Below are 20,503 nucleotides of genomic sequence, written 5' to 3' on the forward strand. Positions count from 1 at the left end.
GGCCGGGTAAGGCGAAGCCGCCCCCCGGCGCAACAGGCATCAAAGCTTATCCAGCAGCTTCTTCACATCCTTGCCGTCCTGTGAATCTTTATTACGATCCGCCCAGCCGCTGAGTCGACGTTTCGCTTCATCCTGCAGATGCTTACGCAGGATCTGATCCACCTGCAGACTGTAATTCAGGGCCTGCCATTTGCCGTATACGGTCAGCGGGACCGGCGTCTCTTTCAGGAAGTCAATGAGCTTGCTTTCCCCCTGCCAGCCGGAAAGTACCCGCACGTTAAAGCGCGTGTCCGCCGTCTCTTTGACCAGATCCAGCTTACCCTCGCCCGTTAATGATAAGAGTGAAGAGGTACCCTGCATTCCGTCGAGAGAGAGTTGTCCGTTGTTCAGCGTCAGGTCCGTGGTGAAGCTGTCGAGGCGCGTGGCACTGTCGTAGTTCTCCTGGGCCTTCACATCGCTGCTGCGCTCCACCGCCTGCTGCACCAGCTGCTGAAAGTTAAGCCCTTCCATACGGGAGTTTTTCAGATCAAGATGCGCCTGCCCCTGCCACTCGCGGCGGAAAGCATCGGCATCAATTTTCGTGCCGGAGAAATCACCCGCGAGCGTCAACTGCCCCGTCAGAGAGATCGGGTAGTTAAACGCGGTCAGGATGGTCCCTATCTCAACGTTATCGAGACGCGGCTGGAATTCGGCGCTGGCAACGTCTTTACGGACATCCAGCGTGCCGGGCAGTGAGAGGTGTCCTGCGCCCATCTTGCCGCTCAGTTCGGAGATCACCAGCAAACCGTTATGGTTAAACATCTGGCTGCTCACGTCGGTAAAGTCCATGCCGCGCCAGCGCAGGCTGGTGGCTTTCAGCAGAATATCCGCCGTGAATCCGCGCAGAGCGTTATAGTCAGGTTGATCGAGATTCGACGAAATAACCGGACGTGATACCGGCGCCTGGCTTTGCCCCGTCTGCGTCGCCTCGCTGTCCGTGGCGCTGGCTGGCAGAGGTGGCAACAGGTTTTCCAGGTTGAGCTTGTCAAATTGCAGATTCAGCACCCACTTCGGCTTCTCTTCAAAGGTGACGCTCGCCTGCCCCTTAAGGCTACTGTCGTTTGCCTGCAGGTTGAGATTATCCAGCTCCAGCTGTTTTTGTTCCTCACGCCACACGGCCTGCAGCGTTCCCTGACCGGCGATCCCCTGGGTGGGCAGATTGGCCCCCGTCAGCTGCCAGTTAAGCTGCTGGATGTTCGCCGTGAGCTGATGCGGATAGTCTGACGCATTTACATTAGCATTCAACGACAGCGTCAGATCCCGCTGATCGCGGTTCACGCGCCCGCTAAATTCCACCGATGCAAGATGGTGCTCATCCTGTTCCATCTGCAGATTAATGTTGCGAACGGTGACCAGCTCTTCGTGCTCATGCTGGAAAACCAGCACGCTATCGGCCACTTTCAGTTTGCCAATATCAAAGGACCAGCCAGTATCAGACGGTTCATCAGGCAGGGTATTTTCACGCGGTGCCACCGGCGCGTTGGCATCACGGACAGCTTCAGTTTGCGGGGTGAGCTGAATCACCGCGCCTTTCAGCATCACCTGATTCACCTGCAGCTGATGGGAAATGAGCGGGATCAGCGCCACATCAAGGCGCATGTTGTCTGCGGACACCAGCGGCTGGGACGCCCCCGGCGCCGTGAGCGACATGCGGCCAGAGAGAATGCTGAGCTGCGGCCAGACGTGCCAGCGCAGCGGCCCGTCCAGCTTCAGTTGATAACCACTGCGTGCCTCAACCTGCCGCACCATATACGCGCGGAAGTCGTTAGGGTTAACCAGCAGAACCAACGCCGAAAGGCCAGCCACCAGCACCACCAGCAAAATCATCAGCGTTGTCAGAACTCTTCTCATGGCATCCTCAATGGACTAACGATCAGTCTTTATCAATACGGCTGGCAACCGCACCCTGCTGGTCGCGATATTTTGCGTCCTGACGGCGGTTATACGGCCTGTCTGCCGGGCCTGACAGCGGTTCAAAACTTAACGCGCCGATCATCATCCCCGGACGAAGCGCCAGCGGCAATTTACCGGCATTGAAGAATTCCAGCACAATACGGCCCGACCAGCCTGGATCGATACGGTGCGCGGTCACGTGTACCATCAGTCCCAGTCGCGCCAGCGAAGAACGGCCGTCAAGCCAGCCGACGAGGTCCGCAGGCAGGGTGACGGATTCAAACGTTACCGCCAGCGCCAGTTCACCCGGATGCAGATAAAAGGCTTCGCCATCTTCGATTACGATTTCGTCACTCATCACGCGATCGAGCGCGGCGCTGACTTCGTCCTTCGGTCCGCTAAGGTCAATGAACGGTGCGGTATGGCCGCTAAAGGTGCGGAATTTATTCCCCAACCGGACATCGACGGTCACCCCATTGATACGCTCAACAGGTGGACGTGGGGTAATAGACAAACGGCCTTCATCCAGCCAGGCTTCAATATCGCGATCACAAAGACGCATGCCTTTTTCTCCTTTCATGCATCGTACCCTGAGCCGGTAAGCGCTCAGGGTAAAACCAGGTTATCTCTGAACGGTACACAATTCACGCGGCTTATTCAAAAAACTGGCTGATTTTCGCTTTTAAGATATCGATCGCGATGCGGTTTTTACCCCCGCGCGGCACGATGATATCGGCGTATTGTTTGGAGGGCTCAATAAACTGCAGGAACATCGGGCGGACCGTTTTCTGGTATTGCGCCATCACGGAGTCCATTGAGCGGCCGCGTTCATTAACGTCACGCTTGATGCGGCGCATCAGGCAAATATCCAGCGGGGTATCGACGAAAATCGAGAAGTTCATGGATTCACGCAGGCGGGCGTCGGTCAGCAGCAGGATGCCTTCAAGGATAATGACCTTTTTCGGCTCGATGCGGATCGTTTCCTGGGTGCGGGTATGTTCTACGTAACTGTAAACGGGCAGTTCGATCGCCTGGCCGCTCTTAAGCGCTTCTAAATGCTGGAACAGCAGGCTGTGATCCATCGCATTTGGGTGGTCGTAGTTCGTTTTAACGCGCTCTTCCATCGACAGATGGGATTGATCTTTGTAATAGCTGTCTTCGGGAATGACGCCGATATGCTCATCACCTACTTGTTCACGCAGTTCGCGATAAAGCGTACTGGCAATTAGACTTTTACCTGAAGCCGATGCGCCGGCGATGCCTATAATGACGCACTGATGAGACTTATCAGTCATAAATTTAGCGACCTGATTAACCTGGATGTAAAGGAAGGACGACGCCGGAGCGTCAAACGCGGCAATTATAGGGATTTCGCGGGCGTGATACCAGTCGAATACTCAGGTTCTGCGAGACTGACCGAAAAGTGACGAGTTATTCCCTGAATGAAATTTAAATGCGCATTTTTTCGCCGCTTACCCGTTTTTTTTCACCGAGTAAGTATTTAATAAGTCTGTGTTGTCAAATTCTGAGCGGTCACCATATGAATTGTAAATTGTTTGTACTAGCATAAACCAAATTATCAAATTCACGCGTTCGGACATCTTCTTCCCTGACGGCATGGCGTCTCTGGATAAAGCGGTAATGAATAAACAATACCAGCGGGTTTTGGTGACCACCCCACATCCTTTATTACGACTTGTCTGTCTGGGCCTGGTCACCTTTATCTTTACCTTATTTTCGCTGGAGCTCACCCGCTTCGGCACCCTGCTGGCCCCGCTCTGGTTTCCCACCGCCATTATGATGGTGGCGTTTTACCGCCATGCCGGAAAAATGTGGCCGGGCATTGCCCTGGCCTGTTCGTTCGGCAATATTCTGGCCTCATGGATGCTGTTCTCCTGGGGGTCGGTCAGCCTCATCTACCCTGCGGTCAACGTCATTGAGGCCGTTATCGGCGCGCTGTTCCTGCGTAAATGGCTCCCGTGGTACAACCCGCTGCAGAATCTGAACGACTGGATCCGCGTGGCCATCGGCAGCGCGCTGGTGCCGCCACTGATGGGCGGCATTCTGGTGTCTCTGCTGGCACCCGGCTCTGAGCCCCTGCGTAATTTCTTCGTCTGGGTGTTGTCAGAAGCCATTGGCGCACTGGCACTGGTGCCACTGGGGCTGTTATTTAAACCGCATTATCTGCTGCGCCACCGTGACCCGCGATTGCTGCTGGAAACGCTGACCACGCTGGCCGTGACGTTAGCCCTCAGTTGGGCAGCCATCACCTGGCTGCCGTGGCCCTTCACCTGCGTGATCGTTCTGCTGATGTGGAGCGCCGTGCGCCTGCCGCGGATGGAAGCGTTCATGGTGTTTCTGGTCACCGTGATGGTGGTGTCGCTGATGATTGCCCGCAATCCTCTGGCGCTGACCACCCAGCACGCCGGGCCGATGCTGAACGCCCCCTGGCTGCCGTTCCTGATGCTGCTCCTGCCCGCTAACGTGATGACCATGGTGATGTACGCCTTCCGCGCCGAACGCAAACATATCACCGAAAGCGAAGAGCGCTTTCGTAACGCGATGGAATATTCCGCCATCGGCATGGCGCTGGTCAGCATTGAAGGCAAATGGCTTCAGGCTAACAAGGCGCTGTGCAATTTCCTCGGCTACAGCCAGACGGAGCTTCAGTCGCTGACCTTCCAGCAGCTCACCTGGCCAGAAGATCTGAATACCGACCTCGAGCAGCTCGAACAGCTGGTCAATGGCGAGATCAATACCTACTCCCTCGAGAAGCGCTATTACACCCGCGACGGGGAAGTGGTCTGGGCGCTTCTTGCCGTCTCCGTGGTGCGCCATGCCGACGGCTCGCCGCTCTATTTTATTGCCCAGATTGAAGACATTAACGATCTGAAGCAGACCGAATGGGTCAATAAGCGCCTGATGGAGCGCATTACGCTGGCTAACGAAGCCGGGGGCATCGGCATCTGGGAGTGGGATCTGGAACCCGACATTATCAGCTGGGATAAGCGGATGTTTGAGCTTTATGAAATACCGCCGCACATCAAGCCCACCTGGCAGCTCTGGCACGACACGATGCTGCCGGAGGATCGCGTCCACGCTGAGCAGGTGCTGCGGGACTCCCTGATTTCCCGCCTGCCGTTTAAGCTGGAATTCCGCATCCGCGTGAAGGAAGGCGTGCGTCATATTCGCTCCCTGGCGAACCGGGTGCTCAATAAGCAGGGGGAAGTTGAACGGCTGCTCGGCATCAACATGGACATGACCGAGGTTAAGCAGCTTAACGAGGCCCTCTTCCAGGAAAAAGAGCGTCTGCACATTACCCTCGACTCCATCGGTGAAGCGGTGCTGTGCACCGATATCAACATGAACGTCACCTTTATGAACCCGGTCGCGGAGAAAATGAGCGGCTGGCTGCAGACCGAGGCTATCGGCCAGCCGATCCTGAAGGTGTTACACATTACCTTCGGTGAAAAAGGGCCGCTGATGGAGAATATTCACAGCGGCGATATGTCCCGTTCCGATATCGATCAGGATGTGGTGCTGAACTGCCGTACCGGCGGCAATTATGATATCCACTACAGCATTACGCCGCTCAGCACGCTGGATGGACAGAATATTGGCTCGGTGATCGTCATTCAGGACGTCACCGAGTCGCGCAAAATGCTGCGCCAGCTGAGCTACAGCGCCTCCCACGATGCCCTGACCCATCTGGCAAACCGGGTCAGCTTCGAAAACCATCTCAAACGGCTCTTGCAGACCGTTCGCGAAACGCGCCAGCGCCATGCCCTGGTGTTTATCGACCTCGATCGCTTCAAAGCCGTCAACGACACGGCTGGCCACGCCGCGGGCGATGCCCTGCTGCGGGAACTGGCTTCCCTGATGTTGACCATGCTCCGCTCCAGCGACGTGCTGGCGCGTCTGGGCGGGGACGAGTTCGGGTTACTGTTACCGGACTGCAACCTGGAAAGCGCGCGCTATATCGCCGGTCGCCTGATTCATGCCATCAACGACTATCACTTTATGTGGGAAGGCCGCCTGCACCGGATCGGCGCCAGCGCCGGCATCACGCTGATTGATGAAAATAACCATCAGGCGTCGGAGATCATGTCGCAGGCGGACATTGCCTGTTACGCCTCAAAAAACAGCGGGCGTGGCATGGTGACGGTGTACGAACCCCAGCAGGAGCGGGATCATCACACGCGCAGCATGATGTCGCTTGATGAACAGTGGCACATGATTAAAGACAATCATCTGATGATGATTGCCCGCAGCGTCGCCTCCCCGCGCATCCCGGAGAGCAGTAATTTCTGGCTGCTGTCGTTACGCCTGTGGACCAGCCAGGGCGAAGTTCAGGAAGAGCATGCCTTCCGCTCGGGTCTGGCGGAGCCTGAGCTTCTGCACGCCCTCGACAGACGGATCTTTAGCGAGTTTTTCCGCACCTATGCCACCCAGATCGCCAGTAAAGGCATGGGCGTGGCGCTGCCGCTCTCGGAGGCCGGTTTAGCCAGCGTGACGCTGGTCGATGAACTGCTCGACCTGCTGGATAAAAGCCCGATGCCGGGCCGTCTGCTGCATCTGGTTATCTCTGCCGATGTGGTGTGCAACCCGGATAAGAACCTGCACAGGGGTCTGCAAAAGCTTCGCCAGGCGGGCTGCCGCGTGATCTTCAGCCAGGTGGGGCGCGACATGAACGTCTTTACCCACCTGACCGCGAATATGGCCGACTATCTGATGCTGGATGCAGAGGTGGTAACCAACGTGTATGGCAATCTGATGGATGAGATGATGGTGACCATTGTTCAGGGCCACGCCCAGCGTGTGGGAATGAAAACTATCGCGGGCCCCTGTAACCAGCCCATCATGATGGATACGCTCTCCGGCATCGGCATCGATTTTATCTTTGGTGACACCATCGCCGAGCCGCAGCCATTAGATCTTCTGCTCAACACCAGCTATTTCGCCATCAACTGACGGTGCCCAGCCGTCGGTATACCAGATGTGCAGCAGCGCGTAGGAGCGCCACGGCTTCCAGCGTTCGGCATAACGACGAATTTGCGCGGGCGTCATTCCGGCGAAGCGCTGTTTAATCAGGTAATCATCCGGCAGAAACACATCTTTCGCCTGCCAGCCGCGCAGGGCCAGATAATTTGCCGTCCAGCGCCCTATCCCCGGCCGCTGCTGTAACGCCTTCATCCCCTCTTCTGTATTCGCGGGCGGGGAAAGCGGAAACGTTCCGTCGATAACCGACTGCGCCAGATGAATCAGCGACTCCGCGCGCTTTAGCGGCATACCCAACGCCTTCAGCGCCAGCGGGTCCGCTGCCGCCAGCGCCTGGGGCGTGGGGAAGCAGAGATAGCCCGGACAATCCGCCACCGGTTCGCCACAGAGCGCCACCACGCGTGACGCCAGCTTCGCCGCCATCGCCACGCTCACCAGCTGCCCGAGGATCGCCCGGACGCCCTGCTCGTACGCATCCATCGCCCCCGGTAAACGCAAGCCTGGCCTTGCAGCACCGAGTTCGCCCAGCGTTTCTGCTATTTGCTGCGGGTTACAGCGGAGATCGAACAGGCGTTCGATGCGTTCAAGACACGCCTGCGCAACCGGAATTAACCCCGGGCTGAGCGTCACGCTCAGCGTATGGCTGGCGATATCCGGCGTCACGCGGAAAATCCCCTGATGCCCCTCGCAGGCAAAACTGCGCTCATAGTAATCGTTGGTGACGGTTTCAATGCCCGTTACCGCGCGCGCGCCAAGAAAACCAAACATCCACTGCCAGTCATAAGGGGGAAGCCAGGTGAGGGTATACATCGTTGCTCCTTTTTTAGTGTTATCAGCATAAACGTAAAGACCCTGTTTTGCCTTGCTTTCATATTCCTGTTGTCGCCATGCAGACATTTCGTTAAAGTCTCGCCCCTTCTCACCGGCATGGGGATTCATCGTGTTTATTGGATTTGACTACGGTACGGCAAACTGCTCGGTTGCGATTATGCAAGACGGGCAGCCACGGCTCCTGAAAATGGAAAAAGAGAGCACGCTGCTGCCGTCTATGCTCTGCGCACCGACGCGTGAAGCGGTGAGCGAATGGCTGTTCCGCCACCATCAGGTTCCGGCCACGGCAGCGGAGACCCAGGCGCTGCTGCGCCGGGCGGTCAGCTTTAACCGCGAGGAAGATATCGACGTTACGCCCTCCAGCGTGCAGTTCGGCCTCGCCTCGCTCGGGCACTACATTGAAGACCCCGAAGAGGTCTACTTCGTTAAGTCGCCAAAATCCTTCCTCGGCGCCAGCGGCCTGAAGCCGCAGCAGGTCGCGCTGTTTGAAGACCTGGTGTGCGCGATGATGCTGCATATTCGCCAGCAGGCGCAGACGCAGGTCTCCGATGCGATTACCCAGGCGGTGATTGGCCGCCCGATCAACTTCCAGGGGCTGGGCGGCGACGAGGCCAACCAGCAGGCGCAGGGGATCCTGGAGCGCGCGGCGCACCGCGCAGGCTTCCGCGACGTGGTATTCCAGTATGAGCCGGTTGCCGCAGGGCTGGACTTCGAAGCCACGCTGACGGAAGAGAAGCGCGTACTGGTCGTGGACATCGGCGGGGGCACGACGGACTGCTCGCTGCTGCTGATGGGGCCGCAGTGGCATCACCGTCGCGATCGTGAAAACAGCCTGCTCGGGCACAGCGGCTGCCGGGTAGGCGGTAACGACCTCGATATCGCCCTGGCCTTCAAGAGCCTGATGCCGCTGCTCGGCATGGGGGGGCAAACCGAAAAAGGGATCGCCCTGCCGATCCTGCCGTGGTGGAACGCGATTGCCATCAACGACGTGCCTGCGCAGAGTGATTTTTACAGCACCGCCAACGGCCGCTTCCTTAACGATCTGGTGCGCGATGCCCAGGACGGCGAAAAGGTCGCCCTGCTCTATAAAGTGTGGCGTCAGCGTCTCAGCTACCGCGTGGTGCGTACGGCGGAAGAGAGCAAAATCGCCCTGTCCGACCGCGCTGAGCATGCGGTTTCCCTGCCGTTTATCAGTGACGAACTGACCACCGCCATTTCGCAGGACGGGCTGGAGACGGCGCTCGCACAGCCGCTGCAGCGCATTCTGGAACAGGTGCAGCTCGCGCTGGAGAACGGCAAAGAGAAGCCGGACGTCATCTACCTGACCGGCGGTAGCGCCCGTTCACCGCTGATTAAGAAAGCGCTGGCCGAACAGCTGCCGGGCATTCCAGTTGCGGGTGGCGATGACTTTGGTTCCGTTACCGCTGGTCTGGCGCGCTGGGCGCAGGTGATGTTTAGCTAGTGCGGTTGTGCCGGGTGGCGGCTTCGCCTTACCCGGCCTACAAAACGTGTGTTTTTGTAGTGCGGTCTGGTGCCCTCTCCCACAAAACACCAAAAACGGCAACATCCGTTGCCGTCCGCATTTACCTTGTAGGCAGGGTAAGCGAAGCGTCACCCGGCAACACTCAGACAATTCCCGACAGTCTTCCATATTTCCTCCATTTTTCCGCTGTGTTGCCTGACTAAACTAGTATCATTCCCCGAAGTATTCAGGATGAGAACGTATAACGATGAAAGGCAGTAACAAATCCCGCTGGGCAATAGCCGCTGGCATCATTGTGGTGGCCCTTGCCGCCGCCTGGTACTGGCACAGTCAATCCGCGAACACCGCCGCACCGGCCGGCGCCACCAGCCAGGCCCAGCGCCCCACGGGTGGAGGTCGTCACGGCATGCGCGGCGGCGCGCTGGCGCCGGTTCAGGCGGCGACGGCGGTGAATAGAGCCGTTCCTCGCTATCTCACCGGTCTCGGGACCATTACCGCTGCCAACACCGCCACGGTGCGCAGCCGCGTCGACGGCCAGCTCATCGCGATCCACTTCCAGGAAGGTCAGCAGGTCAAAGCGGGCGATCTGCTGGCGGAAATCGACCCGAGCCAGTTTAAGGTCGCCCTTGCCCAGGCGCAGGGACAGCTCGCGAAAGACAACGCGACCCTCGCCAACGCCCGGCGCGATTTAGCCCGCTACCAGCAGCTGGTGAAAACAAACCTGGTGTCCCGTCAGGAGCTGGATACCCAGCAGTCGCTGGTCAGTGAAACGCAGGGCACGATCAAAGCCGATGAAGCCTCGGTGGCCAGCGCCCAGCTGCAGCTGGACTGGAGCCGCATCACCGCGCCGATTGACGGACGCGTCGGCCTGAAGCAGGTCGATATCGGCAACCAAATCTCCAGCGGCGATACCACGGGCATCGTGGTGATCACCCAGACCCACCCGATTGATTTAGTCTTTACCCTGCCGGAAAGCGATATCGCGACCGTCATGCAGGCACAAAAAGCCGGTAAAGGCCTGGTGGTGGAAGCCTGGGACCGCACCAACAAGCAGAAGCTGAGTGAAGGGTCTCTGCTCAGTCTGGATAACCAGATCGACACCACCACCGGCACCATCAAGCTGAAGGCGCGCTTTAATAACCAGGACGATGCCCTCTTCCCGAACCAGTTCGTCAATGCGCGCATGCTGGTGGCGACCGAAGAAAACGCGGTCGTGATCCCCACCGCTGCGCTGCAGATGGGTAACGAAGGTAACTTTGTCTGGGTGCTTAACAGCGACAATAAGGTCAGCAAGCACTTGGTTAAAACCGGTATCCAGGACAGCCAGACGGTGGTCATCAGCGCCGGGCTTTCCGCAGGCGACCGCGTGGTCACCGACGGCATTGACCGTCTGACCGAAGGGGCCAAAGTGGAAGTGGTGGAACCGGCGAAACAGGGAGCGACCTCCTGATGCAGGTGCTGCCGCCGGGCTCTACAGGTGGGCCGTCACGCCTGTTTATCCTCCGTCCTGTCGCCACCACGCTGCTGATGGTGGCGATCCTGCTCGCCGGGATTATCGGCTATCGCTTCCTGCCGGTCTCGGCGCTGCCGGAGGTGGATTACCCCACTATTCAGGTGGTGACGCTCTATCCCGGCGCCAGCCCGGATGTCGTGACGTCCGCCATCACCGCCCCGCTGGAGCGCCAGTTCGGCCAGATGTCGGGGCTAAAACAGATGTCCTCCCAGAGTTCAGGCGGGGCGTCCGTCGTGACGCTGCAGTTCCAGCTGACGCTGTCGCTGGACGTCGCCGAGCAGGAGGTACAGGCCGCGATTAACGCCGCCACCAACCTGCTGCCGTCGGACCTGCCTAACCCGCCGGTCTACAGCAAAGTGAACCCGGCCGATCCGCCGATCATGACGCTGGCCGTCACCTCCTCCGCCATGCCAATGACCCAGGTCGAAGACATGGTCGAAACGCGCGTGGCGCAGAAAATTTCTCAGGTCTCCGGCGTCGGCCTCGTCACCCTGGCGGGCGGACAGCGCCCGGCGGTGCGCGTCAAGCTTAACGCGCAGGCCATCGCCGCGCTGGGCCTCACCAGCGAAACCATCCGCAGCGCCATCAGCAATGCCAACGTCAACTCGGCGAAGGGCTCGCTGGACGGCCCAACCCGCGCCGTCACGCTCTCGGCGAACGACCAGATGCAGTCCGCCGACGAATATCGTCAGCTGATTATCGCCTACCAGAACGGCGCGCCGGTGCGTCTGGGCGACGTGGCGACCGTAGAACAAGGCGCGGAAAACAGCTGGCTGGGGGCCTGGGCCAACAAGCAGCAGGCGATCGTGATGAACGTGCAGCGCCAGCCGGGCGCAAACATCATCGAAACCGCCGACAGCATCCGCACCATGCTGCCGCAGCTGATCGAAAGCCTGCCCAAATCGGTCAGCGTGAAGGTGCTTTCCGACCGTACCACCAACATTCGCGCGTCGGTCACCGACACCCAGTTCGAGCTGATGCTGGCGATTGCGCTGGTGGTGATGATCATTTATCTGTTCCTGCGCAACGTTCCGGCGACCATTATTCCCGCCGTCGCCGTACCGCTCTCGCTGGTCGGCACCTTTGCGGTGATGGTGTTCCTCGATTTTTCGATCAACAACCTGACGCTGATGGCGCTCACCATCGCCACCGGGTTCGTGGTGGATGACGCTATCGTCGTTATCGAGAACATCTCGCGCTATATCGAGAAAGGTGAAAAACCGCTGGCCGCCGCGCTGAAAGGCGCAGGTGAAATCGGCTTTACCATTATCTCGCTGACCTTCTCGCTGATTGCGGTGCTGATCCCGCTGCTGTTTATGGGCGATATCGTCGGGCGTCTGTTCCGCGAGTTTGCCGTGACGCTGGCGGTCGCCATTCTGATCTCCGCCGTGGTGTCGCTGACCCTGACGCCGATGATGTGCGCCCGCATGCTGAGCCATGAGTCCCTGCGCAAGCAAAACCGCTTCTCGCGCGCCTCCGAGCGCATGTTCGAGCGCATTATTGCCGCCTACGGTCGCGTGCTGGCGAAAGTCCTTAACCACCCGTGGGCCACGCTCGGCGTGGCGCTGGGAACCTTGGCGCTCAGCGTGATGCTGTGGATTTTCATTCCGAAAGGCTTCTTCCCGATCCAGGACAACGGCATTATTCAGGGCACGCTTCAGGCCCCACAGTCGGTCTCTTTTGCCAATATGGCGCAGCGCCAGCAGCAGGTATCTGACATCATCATGAAGGATCCGGCGGTAGAGAGCCTGACCGCTTACGTCGGCGTGGACGGCACCAACCCGTCGCTCAACAGCGCGCGTCTGCAGATCAACCTTAAGCCGCTGGATGAGCGCGACGATCGCGTCAACGCCGTCATTGAGCGGCTGCAAAGCGCCGTCGCCCGCGTGCCGGGCGTTGAGCTGTACCTGCAGCCGATTCAGGATTTGACCATCGATACCCAGGTCAGCCGCACGCAGTACCAGTTCACGCTGCAGGCCACCTCGCTGGACGCGCTCAGCACCTGGGTGCCGCAGCTGGTGGATAAACTCAAAACCCTGCCGCAGCTCGCCGACGTCAGCAGCGACTGGCAGGACAAAGGGCTGGCGGCGTACGTGAACGTCAACCGCGACGCCGCCAGCCGTCTGGGCATCACCATGGCGGACGTGGATAACGCCCTGTACAACGCCTTCGGTCAGCGTCTGATCTCCACCATCTACACCCAGGCGAACCAGTACCGCGTGGTGCTGGAGCACAACACCGACAACACGCCCGGCCTGGCGGGGCTGGACTCGGTGCGCCTGACCAGCAAAGATGGCGGCATTGTGCCGCTGAACGCTATCGCCACGGTGGAAGAACGCTATACCCCGCTGTCGATTAACCATCTGGATCAGTTCCCGTCCACCACCATCTCCTTTAACGTGCCGGACAATTACTCTCTGGGTGAAGCGGTGGAGGCCATTCAGGCGGCGGAAAAAGCGGTAAGCTTCCCGGCTGATATTCAGACCCAGTTCCAGGGCAGCACCCTGGCGTTCCAGGCCGCGCTGGGCAACACCATCTGGCTGATCGTGGCGGCGGTCGTGGCGATGTACATCGTGCTCGGTGTGCTGTACGAAAGCTTTATCCACCCGATCACCATCCTCTCTACCCTGCCGACGGCGGGCGTGGGGGCACTGCTGGCATTAATGCTGGCGGGCAGCGAGCTGGACGTGATTGCCATCATCGGTATCATCCTGCTCATCGGGATCGTGAAGAAAAACGCCATCATGATGATCGACTTCGCCCTGGCCGCCGAGCGCGAGCAGGGCATGTCGCCGCGCGATGCGATTTTCCAGGCCTGCCTGCTGCGTTTTCGCCCCATCCTGATGACCACGCTGGCCGCCCTGCTGGGCGCGCTGCCGCTGATGCTCAGCACGGGCGTCGGCGCGGAGCTGCGCCGTCCGCTGGGTATCGGCATGGTCGGCGGTCTGCTGGTGAGCCAGGTGCTGACGCTGTTCACCACGCCGGTGATCTACCTGCTGTTTGACCGCCTGGCGCTGTGGACCAAAAGCCGCTTCCCGAAACGTGAAGAGGAGGCATAAGTGAAGTTTTTCGCCCTCTTCATTTATCGCCCGGTGGCGACGATTTTAATCTCGCTCGCCATTACCCTCTGCGGCGTGCTGGGCTTCCGGCTGCTGCCGGTGGCGCCCCTGCCGCAGGTGGATTTCCCGGTGATCATGGTCAGCGCCTCGCTGCCGGGCGCCTCGCCGGAAACCATGGCCTCGTCCGTTGCCACGCCGCTAGAGCGTTCGCTCGGGCGGATTGCGGGGGTCAACGAGATGACCTCCAGCAGCTCGCTGGGCAGCACGCGCATTATTCTGGAATTCAGCTTCGACCGGGATATCAACGGCGCGGCGCGCGACGTGCAGGCGGCCATTAACGCCGCACAGAGCCTGCTGCCGAGCGGGATGCCGAGCCGTCCGACCTACCGCAAGGCCAATCCGTCCGACGCGCCGATCATGATCCTGACGCTGACCTCGGATACCTACTCGCAGGGGCAGCTGTACGATTTTGCGTCTACCCAGCTGGCGCAGACCATCTCACAAATTAACGGCGTCGGGGACGTGAGCGTCGGCGGGAGTTCCCTGCCCGCGGTGCGCGTGGGGTTAAACCCGCAGGCGCTGTTTAACCAGGGCGTGTCGCTGGACGACGTGCGCTCCGCCATCAGCAACGCCAACGTGCGCAAACCGCAGGGGGCGATTGAGGACAACAGCCACCGCTGGCAGATCCACACCAACGACGAGCTGAAAACCGCGGCGGAATATCAGCCGCTCATCATCCACTATAACAACGGCGCGGCGGTGCGCTTAAGCGACGTGGCCAGCGTTACCGACTCGGTGCAGGACGTACGCAACGCCGGGATGACCAACGCCAAGCCGGCGATTCTGCTGATGATCCGCAAGCTGCCGGAGGCCAACATTATTGAGACGGTGAACAGCATTCGCGCCCGTCTCCCGGAGTTGCAGGAGACCATCCCGGCAGCAATCGATCTGCAAATTGCTCAGGATCGCTCCCCGACCATTCGCGCCTCGCTGGAAGAGGTGGAGCAAACGCTGGTGATCTCCGTCGCGCTGGTGATCCTGGTGGTCTTTCTGTTCCTGCGATCCGGCCGCGCGACGCTGATCCCGGCGGTGGCCGTGCCGGTCTCGCTGATCGGTACCTTTGCCGCCATGTACCTGTGCGGGTTTAGCCTCAACAACCTGTCGCTGATGGCCCTGACGATTGCCACCGGCTTCGTGGTGGATGACGCCATCGTGGTGCTGGAAAACATTTCCCGCCATCTGGAAGCGGGCGTGAAACCGCTGCAGGCCGCGCTGCAGGGCACGCGCGAGGTGGGCTTTACGGTGCTCTCCATGAGCCTGTCGCTGGTGGCGGTCTTTCTGCCGCTGCTGCTGATGGGCGGGCTGCCGGGCAGGCTGCTGCGCGAATTTGCCGTCACGCTGTCGGTTGCCATTGGCATTTCGCTGGTCATCTCCTTAACGCTGACGCCGATGATGTGCGGCTGGATGCTCAAGCGCAGCAAGCCGCACTCGCAGCCGCGCCGCAAAGGCTTTGGCCGCGTGCTGATGGCGATGCAGGAAGGCTACGGCAAATCGCTGAAGTGGGTGCTGAACCACACAAGGCTGGTCGGCCTGGTGCTGATCGGCACCATCGTGCTCAACGTGTGGCTGTATATTTCCATCCCGAAAACCTTTTTCCCGGAGCAGGATACCGGCGTGCTGATGGGCGGCATTCAGGCGGACCAGAGCATTTCCTTCCAGGCGATGCGCGGCAAGCTGCAGGACTTTATGAAGATCATTCGTGAAGACAAAGCCGTGGATAACGTTACCGGCTTTACCGGCGGGTCGCGCGTCAACAGCGGGATGATGTTTATTACCCTGAAACCGCGCGGCGAGCGCAACGAAACCGCCCAGCAGGTGATTGACCGCCTGCGGGTGAAGCTCGCCAAAGAGCCGGGGGCAAACCTGTTTTTGATGGCCGTTCAGGATATCCGCGTCGGCGGGCGACAGGCGAACGCCAGCTATCAGTACACGTTACTCTCGGACGACTTAGCCGCCCTGCGCGAGTGGGAGCCGAAGATCCGCAAGGCGCTGGCCGCCCTGCCCCAACTGGCGGACGTAAACTCCGATCAGCAGGACAACGGTGCCGAGATGGCCCTGACCTACGACCGTGAAACCATGTCGCGGCTGGGCATTAACGTTGAAGCCGCCAACAGCCTGCTGAACAACGCCTTCGGCCAGCGCGAGATCTCCACCATCTACCAGCCGATGAACCAGTACAAGGTGGTGATGGAGGTTGATCCGCGCTACACCCAGGACATCAGCGCCCTGGATAAAATGTTTGTCATCAACAACGACGGTAAGGCGATTCCGCTCTCCTACTTCGCAAGCTGGCAGCCTGCCAACGCGCCGCTGTCGGTGAACCACCAGGGGCTGTCGGCGGCGTCGACCATCTCCTTTAACCTGCCCGCCGGTTCGTCACTTTCCGAGGCCAGCGACGCAATCAACCGCGCGATGACGCAGCTTGGCGTGCCGTCCACCGTGCGCGGCAGCTTCGCCGGGACCGCGCAGGTATTCCAGGAGACGATGAACTCGCAGGTGATTTTAATTCTGGCCGCCATCGCCACGGTCTATATTGTGCTGGGCGTGCTGTATGAAAGCTACGTGCACCCGCTGACCATCCTCTCGACGCTGCCGTCGGCGGGCGTGGGGGCACTGCTGGCGCTGGAGCTGTTCGGCGCGCCGTTCAGCCTTATCGCACTCATCGGGATCATGCTATTGATCGGCATCGTGAAGAAAAACGCCATCATGATGGTGGACTTCGCGCTGGACGCCCAGCGCAACGGCAACCTCTCGCCGCAAGAGGCCATCTTCCAGGCCTGCCTGCTGCGCTTTCGTCCGATCATGATGACCACCCTGGCGGCGCTGTTTGGCGCGCTGCCGCTGGTGATCTCGGGCGGCGACGGCTCAGAGCTGCGCCAGCCGCTGGGGATCACCATTGTCGGCGGCCTGGTGATGAGCCAGCTGCTGACGCTGTACACCACGCCGGTGGTCTATCTGTTCTTCGACCGCCTGCGGCTGCGCTTTTCGCGTAAAAACAGAGAAACGGTAAACGGGTAAATGACAGAGCTTCCCAGCAACGTTCGCTGGCAATTATGGATAGTCGCCTTCGGCTTCTTTATGCAGTCGCTGGATACGACCATCGTCAACACCGCCCTCCCCTCCATGGCGAAAAGCCTCGGGGAGAGCCCGCTGCATATGCACATGGTGATTGTCTCCTACGTGCTGACGGTTGCCGTGATGCTGCCCGCCAGCGGCTGGCTGGCCGATAAGGTCGGCGTGCGGAATATCTTCTTTACCGCCATCGTGCTGTTTACCACCGGCTCGCTATTTTGCGCGCAGGCCAACACCCTCGACCAGTTGGTCATGGCGCGCGTGCTGCAGGGCATCGGCGGGGCAATGATGGTGCCCGTCGGGCGACTAACGGTGATGAAGATTGTGCCGCGCGAGCAGTACATGGCGGCGATGACCTTTGTCACCCTGCCCGGTCAGGTGGGGCCGCTGCTTGGGCCTGCGCTGGGCGGTATGCTGGTGGAGTACGCCTCCTGGCACTGGATCTTCTTAATCAATCTCCCGGTAGGCATCATCGGCGCGATGGCCACCCTGGCGCTGATGCCGAACTACAAAATGCAGACCCGGCGCTTTGATTTCTTCGGCTTTATTCTGCTGGCGGCGGGCATGGCCACGCTTACCCTGGCACTCGACGGGCAAAAGGGGCTGGGGATTTCGACCCTGATGCTCGGGTTGCTGGTGGTTATCGGCATTTCCACCATTGCAGGGTATTTGTGGCATGCTCGCAGCAATGACCAGGCGCTGTTCAGCCTGAACTTGTTTAAAAACCCTACCTACCGTCTCGGGCTGTTCGGCAGCTTTGCCGGACGCGTCGGCAGCGGCATGCTGCCGTTTATGACGCCCGTTTTTCTGCAAATTGGCATGGGCTTTTCGCCATTCCACGCGGGCCTGATGATGATCCCAATGGTGCTCGGCAGCATGGGGATGAAGCGCATGGTGGTGCAGGTGGTGAACCGCTTTGGCTACCGTCACGTGCTGGTGGCCGCCACGCTGGGGCTGGCGCTGGTCAGCCTGCTGTTTATGGCCGTGGCGCTGATGGGCTGGTACTACGTCCTGCCGCTGGTGCTGTTCTGCCAGGGGATCATCAACTCCATGCGCTTCTCGTCGATGAATACCCTGACGCTGAAGGACCTGCCGGACGATCTGGCGAGCAGCGGCAACAGCCTGCTGTCGATGATTATGCAGCTCTCCATGAGCGTGGGCGTGACGATCGCGGGGTTGCTGCTCGGCATGTACGGCCAGCACCATCTCAGCGTCGACACGCCGGTGGCGCATCAGGTCTTTATGTATACCTACCTCAGCATGGCGGTCATCATCGCCCTGCCCGCGTTCATCTTCGCCCGCGTGCCGGATGATACCAGCAAGAACGTCGTGATTAGGCGCGGCAAAAGGAGTGGCTCATGAAATTCTGGCGTCCGGGTATTACCGGCAAGCTCTTTCTGGCGATTTTTGCCACCTGTATTGTTTTGCTGATCACCATGCACTGGGCGGTGCGGGTCAGCTTTGAGCGCGGCTTTATTGATTACATCAAGCATGGCAATGAGCAGCGTTTGCAGGGCTTAAGCGATGCGCTGAGTGAACAGTACGCCCAGCACGGCAACTGGCGTTTTCTGCGCAATAACGACCGCTTTATTTTCCAGATCCTGCGCTCGCTGGAGCACGATACCGGTGACGACCGTCCGGGCCCGGGCATGCCGCCGCACGGCTGGCGCACCCAGTTCTGGGTGATCGACCAGGACATGCGCCCCCTGGTTGGCCCGCGCGCGCCGATACCGCCGGACGGCACCCGTCGGGCGATTAAAGTGAATAACGCGACCGTCGGCTGGGTTATCGCCTCGCCGGTGGAGCGCCTGACGCGCAACACCGACATCAACTTTGACCGCCAGCAGCGTCGCACAAGCTGGCTGATTGTCGCCCTCTCCACGCTGCTCGCCGCGCTCGCCACCTTCCCGCTGGCGCGCGGCCTGCTCGCCCCGGTAAAACGTCTGGTGGAAGGCACGCACAAGCTCGCCGCCGGGGATTTCACCACCCGCGTCGATACCCGCAGCCAGGACGAACTGGGCAAGCTGGCGCAGGACTTTAACCAGCTCGCCAGCACCCTGGAGAAGAACCAGCAGATGCGCCGCGACTTTATGGCCGACATTTCACACGAGCTGCGTACGCCGCTGGCGGTGCTGCGCGGCGAGCTCGAAGCCATTCAGGACGGCGTGCGCCAGTTTACGCCGGAATCGGTGGCTTCCCTACAGGCGGAGGTGGGCACGCTCACCAAGCTGGTGGACGATCTCCACCAGCTCTCCATGTCCGACGAAGGCGCGCTGGCCTACCAGAAGGCGCCCATAGACGTCATTAACGTGCTGGAAGTGGCGAGCGGCGCCTTCCGCGAGCGCTTTGCCAGCCGCAACCTGAAAATCGACCTCTCCCTGCCGGACAGCGCGGTGGTGTTTGGCGACAAAGATCGGCTGATGCAGCTGTTCAACAACCTGCTGGAAAACAGCCTGCGCTACACCGACAGCGGCGGCGGGCTGCTGATTTCCGGCAGACAGGAAAACGGGCGCTTTGCCCTCACCTTCGCCGATTCCGCCCCCGGCGTGCAGGACGCGCAGCTGGGAAAACTGTTCGAGCGCTTTTACCGTACCGAAGGCTCCCGCAACCGCGCCAGCGGCGGTTCCGGCCTGGGGCTGGCGATTTGCGTTAACATCGTCGAGGCGCATAATGGCACGATCCGCGCCGCCCATTCGCCTTTTGGCGGGGTTAGCATTACAGTAGAGTTACCTCTGGAACGGGATTTATCGAGAGAAGTATGACCGAGTTACCGATTGACGAAAACACGCCGCGCATTTTGATCGTCGAAGACGAACCCAAGCTGGGACAGCTGCTGATCGACTATTTACGCGCGGCCAGCTATGCCCCGTCTCTGATCGGCCACGGCGACCAGGTGCTGCCGTACGTGCGCCAGACTCCGCCGGATCTGATCCTGCTGGATTTAATGCTGCCTGGCGTTGATGGCCTGACCCTGTGCCGGGAAATTCGCCGCTTCTCCGACGTACCGATCGTCATGGTCACCGCCAAAATTGAAGAGATTGACCGCCTGCTGGGGCTCGAAATCGGCGCGGACGATTATATCTGCAAACCCTACAGCCCGCGTGAAGTGGTCGCCCGCGTGAAAACCATTCTGCGCCGCTGCAGGCCGCAGCGCGAGCTTCAGGTGCTGGACGCCGAAAGTCCGCTGATTGTGGATGAAAGCCGCTTCCAGGCGAGCTGGCGCGGCAAGCTGCTGGACCTGACGCCTGCGGAGTTCCGCCTGCTGAAAACCCTCTCCCACGAGCCGGGAAAAGTCTTCTCCCGCGAACAGCTGCTGAACCATCTGTATGACGATTACCGCGTCGTGACCGACCGCACCATCGACAGCCACATCAAAAACCTGCGCCGCAAGCTGGAGGCGCTGGACGCCGAACAGTCGTTTATTCGCGCGGTGTATGGCGTGGGGTATCGCTGGGAAGCGGATGCGTGCAGGATAGCCTAGCCAGCAGAGGGTCAATCCAGGCCGGGTAAGGCGAAACCGCCACCCGGCACAATAACTTTACCTCCCTGCCCCGC

12 protein-coding genes are annotated in these 20,503 nt (G+C 60.0%); 8 read left to right on the top strand and 4 right to left on the bottom strand.

The genetic code is table 11. From position 1 onward, the window contains the following. Positions 1 to 39: 39 nt before the first annotated feature. The 3 genes from asmA to udk form a co-directional block, all read right to left on the bottom strand. The gene (gene asmA, locus B498_RS13615; protein WP_008500853.1) at positions 40 to 1,890 is read right to left on the bottom strand and encodes an outer membrane assembly protein AsmA; all 1,851 of its coding nucleotides are present in this window, start codon (positions 1,888 to 1,890) and stop codon (positions 40 to 42) included. A gap of 22 nt (positions 1,891 to 1,912) precedes the next feature. Then, positions 1,913 to 2,494, bottom strand: coding sequence for a dCTP deaminase (gene dcd / locus B498_RS13610; protein ID WP_008500854.1), 582 nt, complete (start codon positions 2,492 to 2,494; stop codon positions 1,913 to 1,915). A 91-nt stretch (positions 2,495 to 2,585) separates the two neighbouring features. Next, positions 2,586 to 3,227: a uridine kinase gene (gene udk, locus B498_RS13605; RefSeq protein ID WP_008500855.1), complete on the bottom strand. Its 642-nt coding sequence runs from the start codon at positions 3,225 to 3,227 to the stop codon at positions 2,586 to 2,588. A 346-nt stretch (positions 3,228 to 3,573) separates the two neighbouring features. Between udk and B498_RS13600 the strand changes: the two genes are divergently transcribed. Further along, on the top strand, positions 3,574 to 6,903 hold the full coding sequence (locus B498_RS13600) for a diguanylate cyclase (RefSeq protein ID WP_008500856.1): 3,330 nt from the start codon (positions 3,574 to 3,576) through the stop codon (positions 6,901 to 6,903). Here B498_RS13600 and alkA read toward each other — a convergent pair. After that, positions 6,862 to 7,740: a DNA-3-methyladenine glycosylase 2 gene (gene alkA / locus B498_RS13595; protein ID WP_008500857.1), complete on the bottom strand. Its 879-nt coding sequence runs from the start codon at positions 7,738 to 7,740 to the stop codon at positions 6,862 to 6,864. The genes B498_RS13600 and alkA overlap by 42 nt on opposite strands. Positions 7,741 to 7,870: 130 nt before the next feature. Between alkA and yegD the strand changes: the two genes are divergently transcribed. From yegD to baeR, 7 genes are all read left to right on the top strand, one after another. Further along, the gene (gene yegD, locus B498_RS13590; RefSeq protein ID WP_008500859.1) at positions 7,871 to 9,223 is read left to right on the top strand and encodes a molecular chaperone; all 1,353 of its coding nucleotides are present in this window, start codon (positions 7,871 to 7,873) and stop codon (positions 9,221 to 9,223) included. 268 nt (positions 9,224 to 9,491) lie between these two features. Then, positions 9,492 to 10,694 (top strand): MdtA/MuxA family multidrug efflux RND transporter periplasmic adaptor subunit, encoded by a 1,203-nt coding sequence (locus B498_RS13585; RefSeq protein ID WP_008500860.1) that lies wholly within the window; start codon positions 9,492 to 9,494, stop codon positions 10,692 to 10,694. After that, positions 10,694 to 13,816, top strand: a complete 3,123-nt coding sequence (locus B498_RS13580) for an MdtB/MuxB family multidrug efflux RND transporter permease subunit (protein WP_008500861.1) — start codon at positions 10,694 to 10,696, stop codon at positions 13,814 to 13,816. The genes B498_RS13585 and B498_RS13580 overlap by 1 nt, the downstream gene beginning before the upstream one ends. After that, a complete protein-coding gene (gene mdtC / locus B498_RS13575) occupies positions 13,817 to 16,894 on the top strand; it encodes a multidrug efflux RND transporter permease subunit MdtC (RefSeq protein ID WP_008500862.1) in 3,078 nt (1,025 codons plus the stop codon). Further along, a complete protein-coding gene (locus tag B498_RS13570) occupies positions 16,895 to 18,310 on the top strand; it encodes an MFS transporter (protein WP_008500863.1) in 1,416 nt (471 codons plus the stop codon). Continuing rightward, positions 18,307 to 19,710: a two-component system sensor histidine kinase BaeS gene (baeS, locus tag B498_RS13565; RefSeq protein ID WP_008500864.1), complete on the top strand. Its 1,404-nt coding sequence runs from the start codon at positions 18,307 to 18,309 to the stop codon at positions 19,708 to 19,710. Before B498_RS13570 ends, baeS begins: the two co-directional genes overlap by 4 nt. After that, positions 19,707 to 20,429, top strand: a complete 723-nt coding sequence (gene baeR / locus B498_RS13560) for a two-component system response regulator BaeR (RefSeq protein ID WP_008500865.1) — start codon at positions 19,707 to 19,709, stop codon at positions 20,427 to 20,429. Before baeS ends, baeR begins: the two co-directional genes overlap by 4 nt. Positions 20,430 to 20,503: the final 74 nt, after the last annotated feature.

The organism is Enterobacter sp. SST3 (assembly GCF_000286655.1).
Lineage (GTDB): Bacteria > Pseudomonadota > Gammaproteobacteria > Enterobacterales > Enterobacteriaceae > Enterobacter > Enterobacter roggenkampii.